A 16,864-nucleotide genomic window follows, 5' to 3' on the forward strand; every position below is an offset into this window, starting at 1 on the left:
CAACTTAAGCTGTGACTCAATCAATGACGTGGATGTGTTTAATTTGTGGGTGGATTTATGACGAAGCTGCCGGCGCGCCCGAGCACGGCATCGCCGCCGGGACGCCATGGGCCCAAGTGCCCATGAACTGGACCTGCCCCGAATGCGGGGCGCGCAAGGAAGATTTTGAAATGGTTCAGATATAGGGTTCAGGTGTCAGCCTGGACAACCGCAGACCGGCGTACCCGCCGGCGCCTGCAACAAGAGGAGCATAGGCAGTGAGCATTCCCAGTTCCGGACTGAAGGTTTTGGTCATCGATGACAGCAATACCATCCGGCGTAGCGCCGAGATTTTCCTGAAGCAGGGAGGGCATGAAGTGTTGCTGGCCGAGGACGGGTTTGATGCCCTCTCCAAGGTCAACGACTACGAGCCCAACCTGATTTTCTGCGACATTTTGATGCCTCGCCTCGACGGCTATCAAACCTGTGCGATTATCAAACGCAATGTGAAGTTTTCCAACGTTCCCATTGTGATGCTGTCCTCGAAGGACGGCGTATTCGACAAGGCGCGCGGTCGCATGGTGGGTTCGCAAGACTACCTGACCAAGCCTTTTACAAAAGATCAGCTGCTGCAGACCGTTCAGGAGCTTGGCAGTGCAAAACAAGGAGTAGTGTGATGGCAATCAAGAAAATACTGGTAGTTGACGACTCCAAAACCGAATTGATGTTTTTGACCGATTTGCTGGTTAAAAATGGTTTTTCAGTCAAAACTGCTGAAAATGCGGAAGATGCCTTCAGGCGCCTCGCAGAAGACAAACCCGAGCTGATCCTCATGGATGTGGTGATGCCCGGGCAAAACGGCTTCCAGCTCACGCGTGCCATCACGCGCGACCCGCTGTATTCCGACATCCCCATCATGATGTGCACCAGCAAGAACCAGGAAACCGACAGGGTCTGGGGTATGCGCCAGGGTGCCCGCGACTACATCACCAAGCCGGTGGACGCGGACGAGCTGATGGCCAAAATCAAGGCCCTCGGCTGAATACGGGCGTAAAACCAAAGCATGGCGAACAGACAAGCCCTTAGAGAGCTCCAAACCCGGCTGGCCGACAGGTTGCAGATTGCGCGGACGCAAGGCGTCGCCGCGTCATGGCTGGCCGTGGAAGCGGGCGGGAAGAAATACCTGTTTCCGCTGAGCCAGTCCGGTGAAATTTTTCCCTGGGTCAGCACGCAGCCGGTTCCCTACACGCAGGACTGGTTCGCCGGCGTTGCCAACTTGCGGGGCGGCCTGTTCGGCGTCGTGGATCTCGCCAGCTACGTGAGCGGCAAGGCGCCGCCCCCCAAAAACGAACTCGCGCGCACCGATTCCAGGCTTGTGGCGCTCAACGCCGCGCTGGAAGTCAACTGCGCGCTGCTGATCGACAAGCTCTCCGGCTTGCGCAACCAGGATGCGTTCAGCGATTTCTCCGAAAAAGCCCCCGACGCCCCGGATTTCTTCGGCAACCAGTATGTGGACCTTAACGGTGCAACCTGGCAGGAAATCAACCTTCAGTTGCTTGCCCAGCAAGCGCATTTTTTGACGATAGGCGCATAGCGCACACTGTTTCTCCCCGGAAGGCTCACCATGTCTGTTATTGAAAATATCCAGAAGCTATTTAAAACCAAGTCCGTCCAGCCCGAGGACAGCATGGACATGGCTTCCGTCGGCACGCCGGACCCCCTGGCGACCGGCGCCATGGATGAAGCCTCCCTGCAGACCGCAACAGCCCGGCGGGCGGATGGCAATGATGATGCTTTTGGCTCCACCCGCATTGCGACAGCCGAGGAATCGGTAGCCGCCAACCCCGAACTCCTGAGCCTGCCCGGACTGGGCCGCCGGACCATCGGCCAGCATCAGCGGATTCTGGTGTTTTTCCTGGCCATTTCGGTCGCGGTTCTGGGTACGGTGACTTTCCTGGCGCTGAGCCAGGCGGACAAAGTGGCTCAACAGGTGGCGGCAACCGGCCAGTCCCTGATGCAGTCGCAGCGCCTGGCGAAATCGGTGTCGCAGGCGCTGGTGGGCAGCGCCCAGGCCTTCCCCGACGTGCGCGAAAGCTCCGACGTGCTGGCCAAGACGGTGCGCGGCCTGAAGGCCGGCGAGGAAAGCCTGCGCCTGGCGCCGGTCAGCGAAGACCTGCAGCCCGACGTGGAAAAAGTCACCCCCTTCATGGAACGCGCTGAAAAGAACGCCAAAACCGTGATGGGACAGCAGAACATTCTGACCCAGGTGGGCAACGCGCTGCGCACCATTAACCGCCAGTCTTCCGACCTGCTGGAAATCGCTGAAACCGTGTCGTCGCTGAAGCTCCAGCAGAATGCGGCGCCGGCTGAAATTTCCGCCTCCGGCCAGCTGGTGATGTTGACCCAGCGTATCGGTAAATCCGCCAATGAGTTCCTGACGATGGAAGGCGTGAGCCCTGAAGCCGTGTTCTTGCTGGGCAAGGATTTGAACTCGTTCAAGGAAATCGCCCAGGGCCTGCAGGAAGGCAGCCCCGAGCTTCGCCTGGCCGGCTCCAAAGACCCGCAAACCCGTGAGCGCCTTGACGCGCTGATGGCTCTCTACGAACAGACGCGCGTGCAAGCCGGCGCCATTCTGGGCAACTTGCAGGGCCTGGTGTCCGCGCGTGAAGCGCAGTCCTCCATCATTGCCGACAGCGAACCGCTTCGCCGCGGCCTGGAAGACCTGCAGGGCAAGCTGTCGGTGCAAACCGGCTTGAGCGTCACCTCGCTGGGTATTCTGGCCGCCGCCGCCGCTTTTGCGCTCTTGTGCGCGGCGGGCCTGGCCCGTCTGCAGGTGCTGGACAGCCAGCAGCGCCAGGCGGTTGCGGAAACGCAGCGTCAGGAAGCCAAGGGCCAGGAGCAGGACGCCAAGCGCGTCAACGACGCCAACCAGGCCGCCATTTTGCGTTTGATGAATGAGTTGCAGACAGTGGCTGAGGGCGATTTGACGCAGGAAGCGACCGTGACCGAAGACATTACCGGCGCCATCGCCGACTCGGTGAACTACACGGTGGAAGAGTTGCGACAGCTGGTGGGTAACGTGCAGAACACGGCAACGCGCGTTGCGCAAACGACGGCGCAGGTGGAAAGCACCTCCACCGAACTGCTGGCGGCGTCCACCGAACAGCTGCGCGAGATTCGCGAAACCGGCCAGTCGGTGCTCGACATGGCGTCCCGAATCAATGAAGTGTCCACGCAGGCGCAGGAATCTTCCCAGGTGGCGCGCCAATCGCTGACCGCCGCAGAATCCGGCCTGCAGGCCGTGCAGAACGCCATCGGCGGTATGAACTCCATCCGCGACCAGATTCAGGAAACCTCCAAGCGGATTAAACGGCTGGGCGAATCGTCCCAGGAGATTGGTGAAATTACCGAGCTGATTTCCGACATTACCGAACAGACCAACGTGCTGGCGCTGAACGCGGCCATCCAGGCGGCGTCCGCCGGTGAAGCCGGACGAGGCTTCTCGGTGGTTGCGGAAGAAGTGCAGCGGCTGGCTGAGCGCTCCGCAGATGCGACGCGCCAGATTTCGGCCCTGGTGAAAGCCATTCAGACCGACACGCAGGATGCCGTGGCCGCTATGGAACGCTCCACGCAGGGTGTGGTGGAAGGGGCCAAACTGTCCGACAACGCGGGTACCGCGCTGACCGAGATTGACCAGGTGTCACGCCGCCTCGCTGAGCTGATTGAGCAGATTTCCAACTCCGCCTCCCGCGAAGCCGCATCGGCCAACGTGGTGGCCGGCAACATCCAGCACATTTTCGCGGTGACGGAACAAACCGGAGAAGGTACCCGTTCCACGGCGCAGCAGGTGCGCGACCTTTCCCGCATGGCTGAAGAGCTGCGCCAGTCGGTGTCCCGATTCAAGATCGCCTGATGACCGTTTGCCTGTCGTGCGCTGACCGCCGCCTTAGCCTCTGACACCGATTTCTGAACCGGCCCGTTATCTATGCAATCCAACGTCACGAACTCAACTGCTGCCGAGCTCGACCTTGCCGTCAATGACCTGGGCCCCCTCGCATGGGTGCTCGATGAGCTTCGCAAGTCGCTGGATGGCGCCGCCAAGGCCCTCAAGCGTTTCGTGCGGGATGCCGAAGCCGCGCGCGGTTCCGATCTCACGGCCATCGATGCCAGCCAGCTGCGGATTGCCCGCCAGCAACTGCACCAGGCGGTGGGCGCGCTCGAGATGGTCGGCCTCGCGGGGCCCGCGCTGGTGCTGCGCGCCATGGAAGCCGCGGTGCAGAAGTTTGTTCAGCAACCCGACCAGTGCAACCAGGACGCGGCCGGCAAAATCGAACGGGCCAGCTTTGCGCTGACTGAATACCTCGAAGGCGTGCTGGCCGACAAGCGTGTCTCGGCGGTGTCCCTTTTCCCCCAATACCGCGACGTGCAGGAGCTGGTGCGGGCCGACCGCATCCATCCCGCCGACCTGTGGCCTTTCGAGTGGCGCTGGCTGGAGCCGGAACTGCCGTCCGCGGCCGAACCGCGCAATTACGACGACAGCGCGCGTGGCGTGCTGGACCAGTCGGTGCTTCAGATCATGAAGGGCAAGGCGCCGCAAGCCGCCAAAAACCTCAAGGAACTGAGCCTTGGATTTGCCGCCAGGCAGGCGGATCGCCAGCCCAGGATTTTCTGGAAAATCGCCGCCGCGTATTTTGAAGCGGTTGCCAACGAACTGCTGGGCTCGGACGTCTACGTCAGGCGCGCGGCCTCGCGCGTCCTGATGCAGTACGCCTCGCTGGCCAAGGGCGACACGGCCGTATCGGAACGGCTGGCCCAGGACCTGCTGTTTTTCTGCTCGCAAGCGGTTTCCGCGCGTGCCAGCGACACGCCCGTGCTGTCCACCGTCCGCTCGGCCTACGGCCTGAACCGGTTCAAGCCGGTTGATTACGAACTCGTCCAGTTCGGGCGTTTCGACCCGGCTTTGCTGGCGCAGGCCCGCAAGCGCATCACCTCGGCCAAGGAAACCTGGTCCTCGCTGTCTGCCGGAGATGCCAACAAATTCAAGTCGGTGGCCGACCAGTTCAGCCTGGTGACCGACTCGCTGCTCAAGCTCCATCCCCAAAGCGAACCGCTGGCCCAGGCCCTGACGCGCGCCGTTGACACGACGGTGCGTTCGGGCCATGCGCCCGGCATTGAGCTGGCCATGGAAGTGGCGACCTCGGTGCTCTACCTGGAAGCCGCTTTCGACGACCTGGATCCCAACGACCCGCAACTGGCGGTGCGTACCGCCAACCTGGCTGAGCGCCTCGAAGGCGTCAGGGCCGGCGGGCAGCCCCAGCCGCTGGAAGGCTGGATGGAAGAGCTCTATCGCCGCGTCAGCGACAAGCAGACCATGGGCAGTGTGGTTGGCGAGTTGCGCATTTCGCTGGGCGAGCTCGAAAAATCGCTGGACGTGTTCTTTCGCAACCCGCAAGACAAGGCGGCACTGCAATCCGTTCCCGGCCAGTTGTCCCAGATGCGCGGCGTGCTGTCCGTGCTGGGGCTGGACCAGGCCTCCCACGCGGTGCTGCGCATGCGCGACAGCGTCGAGCAGATGCTGGTCACCGAAATCGACGAACAAATGGCGCGTGCCGCGGGCACGTTTGAACACCTGGGCAACAACCTGGGCGCCCTGAGTTTCCTGATCGACATGCTGAACTACCAGCCGGCGCTGGCGAAGAAACTCTTTGTCTACGACGATGCAAAGGGTGAACTCCGGCCGCTGATGGGCCGCACGCTCAACGCGGCTAGCGCCGCCTCGGCGGTCTCCGTCAACAACGACATGCTGTCCCAGGAAGTCATCTCCGTGGTGCAGGACGCCGGCCACGGCGAAGCGGAAGCCAGCCTCACCGTCAAGCTTGACACCCTGGCGACCCATGCGGCCCTGGCCGAGCAGCCGGCCCTGGCCCAAACCGCGCGCGAAGCGTCCGCCGCCGTATCGGGCAGCAATGCCGACGCGGCCGCCACCGCCTTGACGACGCTGGCATTCACCGTCGCGCCGGCGCCCGCCGTGCCTGAAAGCCAGGCCGGGTCCGACGACTTTGAAGAAGACGACCTGCGCGACATCTTCCTGGAAGAAGCGCGCGAAGTGGTCGGCAACGGCCAGGAAGCCCTGGCCGCGCTGGCCAGCGACCCTGCCGATATTTCGCAGCTCACCGTCTTGCGGCGCGCCTTTCACACGCTCAAGGGCAGCTCGCGCATGGTGGGGCTCAATGAATTCGGCGAAGCCGCCTGGTCGCTGGAGCAAATGCTCAACAGCTGGCTGGCCGACCAGAAGGCCACCACCGATGAGTTCAGGGCCCTGTCGACTGAGGCCATGAATGGTTTCGCAAGCTGGATCGCAGACATCGCCGCGAACCAGGACGGCGCCTGGTCGGCCTCGGCCTTCCGCGCCAGCGCCGACGCCATGCGCACCGAAGGGCGTTACAGCCCGCTGGCCCCGGCCGCCAAGACTGAAGCGGCGGCAAGCCCCGCGCCTGCCGAAGCAACTGCCGCTGTGGAACCGGCTGCGGCCGCCGAATCGTTTTCCATGCCCGAGTTCGAACTGGATGCCGGTGTGTCCGAGACCAGCGCGGCGACGGCTGAAGCTCCTGCTGCCCTCACCGATCTGGACTTTGACCTGGTGTTTGAAGGCGTTGACGCCGCCGCGCAATCCAAGCCCGCTGAAGTTGTGGGCGAGCCTGCGGCGGAAATTGCGGGCATCGATTTCGACAGCCTTTCCGGGCTTTCCGCGAATGCCGAAATTACCGTGGTGCCTGTTGCCGCGGCCGATACCGGTCCGTCGCTGGAGCAGGACGCCGGAGAAGCCATCGAGCTGTCCGACGCGGATTTTGCCAGGCACTTCCAGGCCGACGCGCCTGCGGCGGCCGAGCCCGCCAAGGCAGACGACTTTGCCGCCGACTTCTCGTTCGACGCATCGCCCGAACCCGCACCGGTCCAGCGCGCTGAGGCCGTCGAGGCGCTTGATGCCCTGGACACCGTCGAGGCAAGCGACAGCGTGCTGTCGGCCGAAGGCAATGGGGATGAACAGATCAAGGTCATAGGCGCTTTGCGCATCGGCATTCCGCTTTACAACGTGTACCTCAACGAAGCCGACGAATGGTCGCGCAGACTGGTGACGGAAGTGGCCGAATGGTCGCTCGAGCGCAACCAGCCGGTCAGCGACTCCACCGTGGCCCTGGCCCACTCCCTGGCCGGCAGCTCCGCCACGGTCGGCTTCGACGCCCTGTCCGAAATGGCTCGCGCACTCGAGCATGCCCTGCAGCAATCCCGCGCGCACCACAGCAACGGCGCCGTCAAGTACGGGCAGGTGTTTGTGGACGCGGCGGAAGACATCCGCAGGCTGCTGCACCAATTCGCCGCCGGTTTCCTCAAGGAGCCGGATGCCAGCGTCCTGGATCGCTTGAAGCAACTCGACTTCTCCGATTCGGTTCTGCCCCCGGGCACCGATCTCTCCGACTTCGATTTCGCGCCTGAAGCCGCTGACTCCGAAGAACTGGTTTCACAGGCCGATCCGCTGCCCGAGCCTGAAGTGGTGGTGGCACGAGCCATCGAAGCCGCGCCGGTCACCGAAGCTCGCGCGCCTGCACCCGTAGCGGCTACACCTGTGCCGCCGCCGGTCTCGTTTGTCGCGCCTCCCGTGCGCTCGGTCACGCCGGCTCCCGCGCCGGCCGCCCAGAGTTTGGCGGATGACGAAGACGAGGAAATCGATGCGGTCGACGCGATCGACCCCGACCTGTTCCCGATTTTTGAAGAAGAAGGCGCTGAATTGATGCCCCAGCTAGGCGGCGCGCTTCGGCAATGGTCCGCGCGGCCCGACAACAAGGGCGCGCGCAATGAGGTGCTGCGTGCACTCCATACGCTCAAGGGCAGCGCCCGGCTTGCCGGCGCCCTGCGCCTTGGTGAAATGGCCCACCGGATTGAATCCGAGATCGAGTTCCTCGGCTCCGATGCCGCCGCCTCGGCGGAATTCGAACCGCTGATCAACCGCTTTGACGCGATGGAAGCCGCGTTCGAAGCGCTGCGCCACGCCGATGCGGCTGCCGCCGCCGCACCGGTGCCGCTGGTTCCCCTTGCCACTATCGCCGCTGCCGAACTTGAAGCCGCCGCGCCTGCTGAAGCTGCTGCCGCGGATGTCCAGGAAGCAGCCGCGGAAAGTGCCGCGCCGGCCGCAGCCACCGGCTCCCGCAAACTCACGGTGCCTGCCCCGCAAACCATGGCCATGCAGCCCCTGCGGCAGGCCGCCAACGCATCGATACGCGTGCGCTCGCAGTTGCTGGACCGCATGGTCAACCAGGCCGGCGAGGTGATGATCACGCGTTCGCGCCTGGAAGCCGAACTCGGCCAGCTGCGCGGCTCCCTGAACGACATGAGCGGTAACTTGAACCGCTTGCGCCAGCAGCTGCGCGACATCGAGCTGCAGGCTGAAACCCAGATGCAGTCGCGGCTGGCGCAGGCCAAAGAGGCCCAGGCCGGGTTCGATCCGCTCGAGTTCGACCGCTTCACCCGCGTGCAGGAACTGACGCGCATGATGGCCGAATCCGTGAATGACGTGGCGACCGTGCAGCGCACCTTGCAGCGCACGGTGGAAGCCACCGAGGATGACTTGATCGCCCAGGCCCGCCAGACCCGCGAATTGCAGCGCGACCTGCTGCGCACGCGCATGGTGGAGTTCGAAGGCATTTCCGAACGCCTGTACCGCGTGGTGCGCCAGGCCTCCAAGGAAACCGGCAAACAGGTGAAGCTGGACCTGCTGGGCGGCACCATCGAGATGGACCGCGGCATGCTGGACCGTATGACGCCCGCGTTTGAGCATCTTCTGCGCAACTGCGTGGCCCACGGCATTGAAAGCACAGAGACCCGCACCAACGCCGGCAAGGACCCGGTCGGCCTGATCACCGTGCACCTGCGCCAGGAAGGCAATGACGTCTCGGTCGACTTCAGCGACGACGGCGCCGGCCTGGACCTGCGCCGTATCCGCGAAAAAGCCATCAGCCTGGGCATGATCACGCCGGACCAGCCGCTGGAAGACAGCGACGCCGCCAACCTGATTTTCATGCCCGGCTTCTCCACCGCCGCGCAAGTGACCGAACTGGCCGGCCGCGGCATCGGCATGGACGTGGTCCGTTCCGAAGTCAACTCGCTGGGCGGCCGGATTGAAACGTCCACCGTCACCGGCAAAGGCACCCACTTCAAGCTGGTGCTGCCGCTGACCACGGCTGTGACGCAGGTGGTGATGATCCGTGCCGGCACCCTCTCGGTGGGCGTGCCCGCCAACGTGGTGGAGACCGTTCGCCGCGCGACCGCCAAGGAATTGCAACAGGCCTACAACACCGGCACGCTCGACGTCGCCGGCGAAGCCGTTCCCTTCTTCTGGTCGGGCGCCTTGCTGCAAGCCTCGCACCGCAGCGCTGAACCCCAGGGCAAGACCACGCCTGTCGTGATTTTCCGAAGCGCCGCGCAGCGCATTGCCTTGCACGTCGATGAAGTGCTGGGCAACCAGGAAGTTGTGGTGAAGAATCTCGGGCCGCAGCTGTCGCGCCTGCCGGGCCTGGCGGGTATGTCCGTGCTGGCTTCGGGCGCCGTGGTGCTGATCTACAACCCGGTTGCGCTGGCATCCGTGTACGGCCAGCAGGCCCGCGCCTGGAGCACGGACAGCGCCGAGCCGCACATGCTGGAAGAAGCCGGCGGCGGCAGCACCGCGAAGGCCGCTGTGCTGATGCCGGTCGCGCCGCAGATTCCGCTGATCCTCGTGGTCGACGATTCCATCACCGTGCGCCGCGTCACGCAGCGCCTGTTGCAGCGTGAAGGCTACCGCGTCTCCATGGCGGCCGACGGCCTGCAAGCGCTGGAACGCCTGCAGGAAGAGCGGCCGGCCGTGGTGCTGTCCGACATCGAAATGCCGCGCATGGACGGCTTCGACCTGGCGCGCAACATCCGCGCCGACGTGCGGCTGAACAACCTGCCCATCATCATGATCACCTCGCGGATCGCTGAAAAGCACCGCGAGCATGCCAAGGAACTCGGCGTTGACCACTACCTGGGCAAGCCATACTCCGAAGAAGAGTTGATGAGTCTGGTGCGCCACTACTGCGCCGCCGAGACCGCGATCTCCGCGTGAACTCGCACGGTTCCGCCTGCGGCGCAGGCGGAATCCGCGCAAGCCGCTCCTGTCACGAGAGCGGCCATCTCAGGTTCTTGCCTCAGGCTTTCTTCACCACCGCATAACGCTGCAGTGTCACTGCCCGGGCTTCGTCGTGCCGCACGATGGGTAATGGGTAATCCTTGCCCAGCACCACACCCGCGGCGGCCAGCTCCAGCGGCCCGGCCAGCCAGGGGCTGTGGATGGCGGCGGCGGGCAGCCTGGCCAGCGCCGGCACGTACCGGCGAATGAAGCCGCCGTCCGCATCGAACTTCTCGCTCTGGCTGACCGGGTTGAAAATACGGAAATAAGGCTGGGCGTCGCAGCCGGTGCTGGCCGCCCACTGCCAGCCGCCGTTGTTGGCCGAGAGGTCGAAGTCATTGAGCTTCTCGGCAAAGTAGCGCTCGCCCCGGCGCCAGTCGATTCCCAGGTCTTTCACGAGGAAGCTCGCCGTCACCATGCGCAGGCGGTTGTGCATATAACCGGTCTGGTTGATCTGCGCCATGGTGGCGTCGACCAGCGGGTAGCCGGTGCGGCCTTCGCACCAGGCGCGGAAAAGCGCGTCGGCTTGCTCACCACTTTCCCATTGAATCGCGTCGTATTCCGGCTTGAACGCGCTGTCGACGGCATGCGGGAAGTTGCTCAGGATCTGCGCATAAAAATCGCGCCAGACCAGTTCACTGAGCCAGGTCGCCGCGCCCTCGCTGTCGCGGTGTTCGGGGCTCAGGGCCGCCGCGGCCATTTGCCGGATAGACACCGTGCCGAAGCGCAGGTGCACGCCGAGGTAGCTGGGCCCCTTGACGGCCGGGAAGTCGCGCGTTGCCTTGTAATTCGCCATGCGGCCGCGGAAGTCCTCAAAAAGCCTGGCGCCACCCTCGCTGCCGGTCGGTATCTTCAACGCCGACAGATTGGTTTTTTCAAAACCGAGTCCGGCCAAAGAAGGGATGGTGCGCTTTTCATCAGGCACGGCCGCCAGCGCCGCCGCGTAGCGTTCTATCGGGTACGCCTTGAGGTAAAAATCATCCACCTTCCTGAGCCAGGCGTTTTTGTAGGGCGTGAACACCGTGTAGGGCTTGCCCGCCAGTGTCAGCACTTCCTGGCGCTCAAAAATCACATGGTCCTTGAAGCTGTGCCAAGCCACGCCTTGGGCTTGCAGCGCGGCCTGCACGGCGGCGTCGCGCGCCAGGGACTGGGGTTCGTCGTCATGGTTGGCAAAGACGGCGTCGACGGCCAGTTCCGCGGCCAGCCGGGGCAGGGCGTTGCCGGCATGGTCATGCACCACGATGAGGCCCGCATGCGGGCTGCCGTTCGCGTCGCCCAGCCGCCGTAGCTGGCCGTCCAGGCTCAGCACGGATTCATGGATGAATTCCACGCGGCGGTCGGCGCGGGGCAGGGTGTCCAGGATGTCCCGGTCGAACACAAAGACACAAAAAACCTGCTTACAAGCTTTCAGCGCGTGGTGCAGCGCGGCGTTGTCCGTGGCCCGCAGGTCGCGCCTGAACCAGATCAGGCCGGCCTGGTATTTCTTTTGCATGATGGGATGGTAGCGAAAGCAAAGCCGCCCACGGTACTTTCGAGTGCGCGTAAAATCCCGGCATGGCCACGGATTCCGCATCGATCAACCTCACGCATCACTTCCTCATCGCCATGCCGGGCATGGACGACGAAGCTTTTGCCAAAAGCGTGGTCTATATGTGCGAACACAGCGACAGGGGCGCGCTGGGGCTGGTCATCAACAAGCCCAGCGACATCAGCCTCAAAAACCTGTTCGACAAGGTCGAGCTGCCCTTGCGCCGCGACGACCTGACGCAAACCCCGGTGTTCCAGGGCGGCCCGGTCCAGACCGAGCGCGGTTTTGTACTCCACGAATCCATGATGCCCGGCAACGAATCGGTCTATGCCTCGACCATGACGATTCCCGGCGGCCTTGAAATGACGACTTCCAAGGACGTGCTGGAAGCCCTCTCCACGGGCGCCGGCCCGCGCCGCGTGTTTGTCTCGCTCGGCTACTCGGCCTGGGGCGAAGGCCAGCTCGAATCCGAGATCTCCGACAACAGTTGGCTCACGGTCGCCGCCGACGTCGGCGTCATCTTCGACACGCCGGTCGAGCAGCGCTACGACAAGGCGCTCATGCTGCTGGGCCTCCAAAGCTGGATGCTCTCCCCCGAGGCCGGCCACGCATGAGCCTGGCGGCCATGCCTTCCCCTCAGGCTACTCGCCTCCAAACCTTTCTGGCTTTCGACTTCGGTCTCAAGCGCACCGGCGTGGCCACCGGCAATGTGCTCACGCGCACCGCCTCGCCGCAAGCCACCATTTCCGCCGAAGGCAGCGATGCCCGCCTCAAGGCCGTCGAGGCGCGCATCAAGGAGTGGCAGCCCGACGCACTGGTGGTCGGCGTTCCCTTTCATCCCGACGGCGCGAGCCACGACAATACCCTGCGGGCGCAGAAGTTCGCCCGCCAGCTTCGCGGCCGTTTCGGCCTGCAGGTCTTCGAGGTCGATGAGCGCTATAGCACTACCGAGGCGCTGGCCGGCGGCGCGCTTGACGCCGACGCAGCCTCGGCCTGCATCATCCTCGAGCAGTTTTTAAGGAGTCTTCCATGAGCAGCCTGACATTGGACGCCGAGGCGCTGTACAGCGATCTGCTGCGCGGCATGCGCCAGCAACTCGCGTCCTATCCCACACCGCCCATGCTGGTCGGCGTGGCCTCCGGCGGCGCCTGGCTGGCGCAGCGCCTGCAAAAAGATTTGGGCCTGGCCGCCGAAGCCGGCATCCTGTCGTCCTCCATGCACCGCGACGATTTTTCGCAGCGCGGCCTGGCCTCCAGCGGGCAGACCTCGCTGCCCTTCGACGTTAACGGCGCCCACCTGATCGTGGTCGACGATGTGCTGTACACCGGCCGCACCCTACGCGCGGTGCTCAACGAACTCTTCGACTACGGCCGGCCCGCCAGCGTCAAGCTGGTGGTGCTGGTGGACCGCGGCGGGCGCGAGCTGCCGGTGCAGCCCGACCTTGCCGTCGCGCGGGTGGCCCTGCCGGCTTCGCAGTCGCTGGAACTGGCGCGCGCCGAAGACGGCAAGTTCAGCTTCCAGGTGCAGGACCACCAGGCCTGACGCCATCCAAACTACGAGACCCATAACAGAACAAGAGGAGTCCACACCGTGCTGTACCGACGAAACCCGCAACTCAATAAAAACGGCGAGCTGATCCACCTGCTGTCCATCGAAGGCCTGCCCAAGGCCACGCTGACGCAAATCCTGGACACCGCCGCCAACTTCGTCAGCGTCAACAACCGCGAAGTCAAAAAAGTCCCGCTGCTGCGCGGCAAGAGCGTCTTCAACCTCTTCTTCGAAAACTCCACGCGCACCCGCACGACCTTCGAGATCGCCGCCACCAGGCTGTCGGCCGACGTCATCAACCTGGACATCGCGCGCTCCTCGGCCTCCAAGGGCGAGTCGCTGCTGGACACCATCGCCAACCTGAGCGCCATGGCCGCCGACCTGTTCGTGGTGCGCCACAGCGAATCCGGCGCGCCCTACCTGATCGCCCAGCACGTCGCCCCGCACGTGCACGTGATCAACGCCGGCGACGGCCGCCACGCGCATCCCACCCAGGGCCTGCTGGACATGTACACCATCCGGCACTACAAAAAAGATTTCAGCAACCTGACCGTCGCCATCGTCGGCGACGTGCTGCACTCGCGCGTGGCGCGCTCCGACATCCACGCGCTGACCACACTGGGCTGCCCCGAGGTGCGCGTGGTCGGCCCCAAGACCCTGGTGCCGGCCGACATGGCGCAGATGGGCGTGCGCGTGTGCAACACGCTCGAAGAAGGCATCAAGGGCGCCGACGTGATTATCATGCTGCGCCTGCAGAACGAGCGCATGTCGGGCGCGCTGCTGCCCAGCAGCCAGGAGTTCTTCAAGAGCTTCGGCCTGACCACCGAGAAGCTGCAGCTTGCCAAGCCCGATGCCATCGTGATGCACCCGGGCCCCATCAACCGCGGCGTCGAAATCGACTCCGCCGTGGTCGACGGCGCGCAGAGCGTGATCTTGCCGCAGGTCACATTCGGTATCGCCGTGCGTATGGCCGTCATGAGCATAGTCGCAGGAAACGAAGCATGAAGATACTGATTAAAAACGGCCGCGTCATTGACCCCGGCTCCAACTTCGACGAAACCTGCGACGTGGCGATTGCCGCGGGCCGCATCGTCTCGCTCAAAAACACGCCGGCCGATTTCGCGCCCAACAAGACCATAGACGCCACCGGCTGCATCGTTGCGCCCGGCCTGGTCGACCTGTCGGCGCGGCTGCGCGAGCCCGGTCATGAGCATGAAGGCATGCTTGAAAGCGAACTGGCGGCGGCTGTCGCCGGCGGCGTGACCAGCCTGGTCTGCCCGCCCGACACCGACCCGGTGCTCGACGAGCCGGGTCTGGTGGAGATGCTCAAGTTCCGCGCCGAAAAACTGCACCAGTCGCGCGTGTTCCCGCTGGGCGCGTTGACCCGCGCGCTCAAGGGCGAGACGCTGACCGAGATGGTCGAGCTGACGGAAGCCGGCTGCGTCGGCTTCAGCCAGGCCGAAGTGCCGCTGGCCAACACCCAGGTCATGATGCGCGCGCTGCAATACGCCTCCACCTTCGGCTACACCGTGTGGTTGCGGCCTCAGGAGCTGTACCTGGGCCAGGGCGTGGCCGCCAGCGGCGCGCTGGCCACGCGCCTGGGCCTGGGCGGCGTGCCCGTCGCGGCCGAGACGATTGCGCTGCACACGATTTTTGAGCTGGTGCGCGCCACCGGCGCGCGCGTGCACCTGTGCCGCATCAGCAGCGCCGCGGGCGTGGCGCTGGTCGCCAGGGCCAAGACGGAAGGCCTGGCCGTGACTTGCGACGTCAGCATCAACAGCCTGCACCTGACCGACGTGGACATCGGCTACTTCGACAGCCGCATGCGGTTGGACCCGCCGCTGCGCCAGCAGCGCGACCGCGACGCCATACGCCAGGGCCTGGCCGACGGCACCATCGATGCGCTGGTGTCCGACCACACGCCGGTCGACGAAGACGCCAAGACTTTGCCCTTTGCCGAGGCCGAGCCGGGCGCCACCGGGCTGGAATTGCTGCTGGGCCTGGCCTGCAAATGGGGCAGCGACAGCGAAGCCGGGCTGCTGCGCGCGCTGGCGGTGTTGACCAGCGAACCCGCGCGCGTGCTCAGCGATGCGCTGGGCACCTTGCAGGGCAGCGCGGGCCGGCTGGTCAAGGGTGGCGTGGCTGACATCTGCGTGTTCGACCCGAAGGGCGAATGGACGGTGGAGCCGGCCGCGCTGCGCAGCCAGGGCAAACACACGCCTTTCACCGGCCACCAGATGTCGGCGCGCGTGCGCTGGACGGTGGTGGGCGGGCAGCTCGCCTACGAAGCTTCGCACTGAGGCGCACGCAAACCCATGAGATGGCTCCGTTTCTGCTGGACGCTGCTGCGCGCCACCGTGCACGCGGTGCAGGGTTTCTGGACGATCAAAACCGTTTTTCCCAAACTGGAACAGGCCGACAGGGAAGCGCGCGTGCAGGTCTGGGCCGGCGCCATGCTGCGCATCGTCGGCATCGAACTGGTGGTCAAGGGCACGCCGCCCGCCCACGGCCCGATGCTGCTGGTGGCCAACCATATTTCGTGGCTGGACATCCTCGTGATGCATGCCTCGCGCCACTGCCGTTTTGTCTCCAAGGCCGACGTGCGCGACTGGCCTTTTGTGCGCACGCTGTCCGACGGCGCGGGCTCCTTGTACATCGAGCGCGAGTCGCGCCGCGACGCGCACCGGGTCGTCACGCAGATGGCAGAACGCCTGCAGGCCGGCGACATCCTGGCGGTGTTCCCAGAGGGAACAACCGGTGACGGCATCACGCTCAAGCACTTCCATGCCAACCTGATCCAGGCGGCCATCGAGGCTTCGGTGCCGGTGCAGCCGGTGGCGCTCAAATTCATCGACGCCGCCAGCGGTGCCACCAGTTTCGCGCCCAGCTACGTGGACGACGAAACCCTGGCCGGCTCGATCTGGCGCACGCTCACGGCGCCGCCGCTCAAGGCGGTGGTGGTCTTTGGGGAGCCGCAGGCACCGCAAGGGCAGACCCGGCGCGTCTGGGCGCAGACGCTGCGGGAAGATATCGAAGCGCTGCGGCTGCAGGCTTAAGGCGCGGCACTTTCCTCGCGAGGAAAAGTCACAACGTGGTCGACCTCGGCCCGTATCCCTATCCACTCGCCCAGTGCGTGGTTGTGGTGCGAAGGCACATGCGCCATCACCGTCTCGCCCGTCTGCAGCTTGAGCGTGTACAAAAACTCCGAGCCGCGAAAGGCCTTGCGCTGGATCTGCGCCTTCACCGGCGCGTTGTCGTCATGCACGATGTCGTCGGCCCGCAGCAGCACGTCGCACAAACCGCCGGCATAGGCGCCCGGCAGGGGGCATTCCAGCATGTCGGTGAGGTCGCCCAGCGCGGTATGCACCACCACGTCGTCCCCGCGCTGCTCGATGTGGGCCTGCGCAAACACGCCGTGGCCGATGAAGTCGGCGACAAAACGCGTGGCCGGGCGATGGTAGAGCGCATAGGCCTCGTCCCACTGGTGTAGCTTGCCCTGGTGCATCACGCCGATGCGGTCGCCGATGGCAAAGGCCTCAAGCTGGTCGTGCGTGACGAACAGCGCGGTCGCCCCGGCGGCCTTGAGGATGCCGCGCACCTCGTGCGCC

Annotated in this window: 14 protein-coding genes; 12 read left to right on the forward strand and 2 right to left on the reverse strand. The window is 64.7% G+C overall.

Annotated elements, in window-relative coordinates:
* Positions 1–11 precede the first annotated feature (11 nt).
* From ACLV8F_RS06955 to ACLV8F_RS06980, 6 genes are all read left to right on the forward strand, one after another.
* Positions 12–185, forward strand: coding sequence for a rubredoxin (locus tag ACLV8F_RS06955; protein WP_092131853.1), 174 nt, complete (start codon positions 12–14; stop codon positions 183–185).
* 72 nt (positions 186–257) lie between these two features.
* Complete coding sequence (locus ACLV8F_RS06960) at positions 258–656, forward strand: response regulator (RefSeq protein WP_411878025.1); 399 nt, start codon at positions 258–260, stop codon at positions 654–656.
* A complete protein-coding gene (locus ACLV8F_RS06965; RefSeq protein WP_411878026.1) occupies positions 656–1,021 on the forward strand; it encodes a response regulator transcription factor in 366 nt (121 codons plus the stop codon). Before ACLV8F_RS06960 ends, ACLV8F_RS06965 begins: the two co-directional genes overlap by 1 nt.
* 21 nt (positions 1,022–1,042) lie before the next feature.
* Positions 1,043–1,573, forward strand: coding sequence for a chemotaxis protein CheW (locus ACLV8F_RS06970; RefSeq protein WP_411883509.1), 531 nt, complete (start codon positions 1,043–1,045; stop codon positions 1,571–1,573).
* 30 nt (positions 1,574–1,603) lie between these two features.
* Positions 1,604–3,892, forward strand: coding sequence for a methyl-accepting chemotaxis protein (locus tag ACLV8F_RS06975; RefSeq protein WP_411883510.1), 2,289 nt, complete (start codon positions 1,604–1,606; stop codon positions 3,890–3,892).
* 72 nt (positions 3,893–3,964) lie between these two features.
* Positions 3,965–10,117, forward strand: a complete 6,153-nt coding sequence (locus ACLV8F_RS06980) for an Hpt domain-containing protein (RefSeq protein WP_411883511.1) — start codon at positions 3,965–3,967, stop codon at positions 10,115–10,117.
* Between the two features lie 82 nt (positions 10,118–10,199).
* Here ACLV8F_RS06980 and ACLV8F_RS06985 read toward each other — a convergent pair whose 3' ends face one another.
* Complete coding sequence (locus tag ACLV8F_RS06985; protein ID WP_411883512.1) at positions 10,200–11,672, reverse strand: cryptochrome/photolyase family protein; 1,473 nt, start codon at positions 11,670–11,672, stop codon at positions 10,200–10,202.
* A gap of 62 nt (positions 11,673–11,734) precedes the next feature.
* On the opposite strand from ACLV8F_RS06985, the gene ACLV8F_RS06990 reads away from it, so the two are divergent.
* From ACLV8F_RS06990 to ACLV8F_RS07015, 6 genes are read left to right on the forward strand one after another with little or no spacing between them, the layout of a single operon-like run.
* Positions 11,735–12,322, forward strand: a complete 588-nt coding sequence (locus ACLV8F_RS06990; RefSeq protein WP_411883513.1) for a YqgE/AlgH family protein — start codon at positions 11,735–11,737, stop codon at positions 12,320–12,322.
* Entirely contained in the window at positions 12,319–12,741 is a 423-nt protein-coding gene (ruvX, locus tag ACLV8F_RS06995) for a Holliday junction resolvase RuvX (RefSeq protein ID WP_411883514.1), read from the forward strand. Before ACLV8F_RS06990 ends, ruvX begins: the two co-directional genes overlap by 4 nt.
* Complete coding sequence (gene pyrR / locus ACLV8F_RS07000; RefSeq protein WP_411883515.1) at positions 12,738–13,250, forward strand: bifunctional pyr operon transcriptional regulator/uracil phosphoribosyltransferase PyrR; 513 nt, start codon at positions 12,738–12,740, stop codon at positions 13,248–13,250. Before ruvX ends, pyrR begins: the two co-directional genes overlap by 4 nt.
* A gap of 48 nt (positions 13,251–13,298) precedes the next feature.
* On the forward strand, positions 13,299–14,261 hold the full coding sequence (locus ACLV8F_RS07005; protein WP_411883516.1) for an aspartate carbamoyltransferase catalytic subunit: 963 nt from the start codon (positions 13,299–13,301) through the stop codon (positions 14,259–14,261).
* The gene (locus ACLV8F_RS07010) at positions 14,258–15,556 is read left to right on the forward strand and encodes a dihydroorotase (RefSeq protein ID WP_411883517.1); all 1,299 of its coding nucleotides are present in this window, start codon (positions 14,258–14,260) and stop codon (positions 15,554–15,556) included. Before ACLV8F_RS07005 ends, ACLV8F_RS07010 begins: the two co-directional genes overlap by 4 nt.
* A gap of 15 nt (positions 15,557–15,571) precedes the next feature.
* Positions 15,572–16,312, forward strand: coding sequence for a lysophospholipid acyltransferase family protein (locus tag ACLV8F_RS07015; RefSeq protein WP_411883518.1), 741 nt, complete (start codon positions 15,572–15,574; stop codon positions 16,310–16,312).
* Here the strand turns inward: ACLV8F_RS07015 and ACLV8F_RS07020 are convergent.
* Positions 16,309–16,864: TOBE domain-containing protein (locus ACLV8F_RS07020; protein ID WP_411883519.1), on the reverse strand; the 556-nt coding region annotated here is incomplete at its 5' end. The two genes, ACLV8F_RS07015 and ACLV8F_RS07020, sit on opposite strands and share 4 nt — an antisense overlap.

It is taken from the genome of Polaromonas sp. YR568 (assembly GCF_943369675.1).
In the GTDB taxonomy this organism is placed as follows: Bacteria; Pseudomonadota; Gammaproteobacteria; order Burkholderiales; family Burkholderiaceae_C; genus Polaromonas.

Coding starts and splice junctions, on each gene's coding strand:
- ACLV8F_RS06965 (WP_411878026.1), top strand. CDS start 656: ATGGCAATCAAGAAAATACTGGTAGTTGACGACTCCAAAACCGAATTG.
- ACLV8F_RS06970 (WP_411883509.1), top strand. CDS start 1,043: ATGGCGAACAGACAAGCCCTTAGAGAGCTCCAAACCCGGCTGGCCGAC.
- ACLV8F_RS06975 (WP_411883510.1), top strand. CDS start 1,604: ATGTCTGTTATTGAAAATATCCAGAAGCTATTTAAAACCAAGTCCGTC.
- ACLV8F_RS06980 (WP_411883511.1), top strand. CDS start 3,965: ATGCAATCCAACGTCACGAACTCAACTGCTGCCGAGCTCGACCTTGCC.
- ACLV8F_RS06985 (WP_411883512.1), bottom strand. CDS start 11,672: ATGCAAAAGAAATACCAGGCCGGCCTGATCTGGTTCAGGCGCGACCTG.
- ACLV8F_RS06990 (WP_411883513.1), top strand. CDS start 11,735: ATGGCCACGGATTCCGCATCGATCAACCTCACGCATCACTTCCTCATC.
- ruvX (WP_411883514.1), top strand. CDS start 12,319: ATGAGCCTGGCGGCCATGCCTTCCCCTCAGGCTACTCGCCTCCAAACC.
- pyrR (WP_411883515.1), top strand. CDS start 12,738: ATGAGCAGCCTGACATTGGACGCCGAGGCGCTGTACAGCGATCTGCTG.
- ACLV8F_RS07010 (WP_411883517.1), top strand. CDS start 14,258: ATGAAGATACTGATTAAAAACGGCCGCGTCATTGACCCCGGCTCCAAC.
- ACLV8F_RS07015 (WP_411883518.1), top strand. CDS start 15,572: ATGAGATGGCTCCGTTTCTGCTGGACGCTGCTGCGCGCCACCGTGCAC.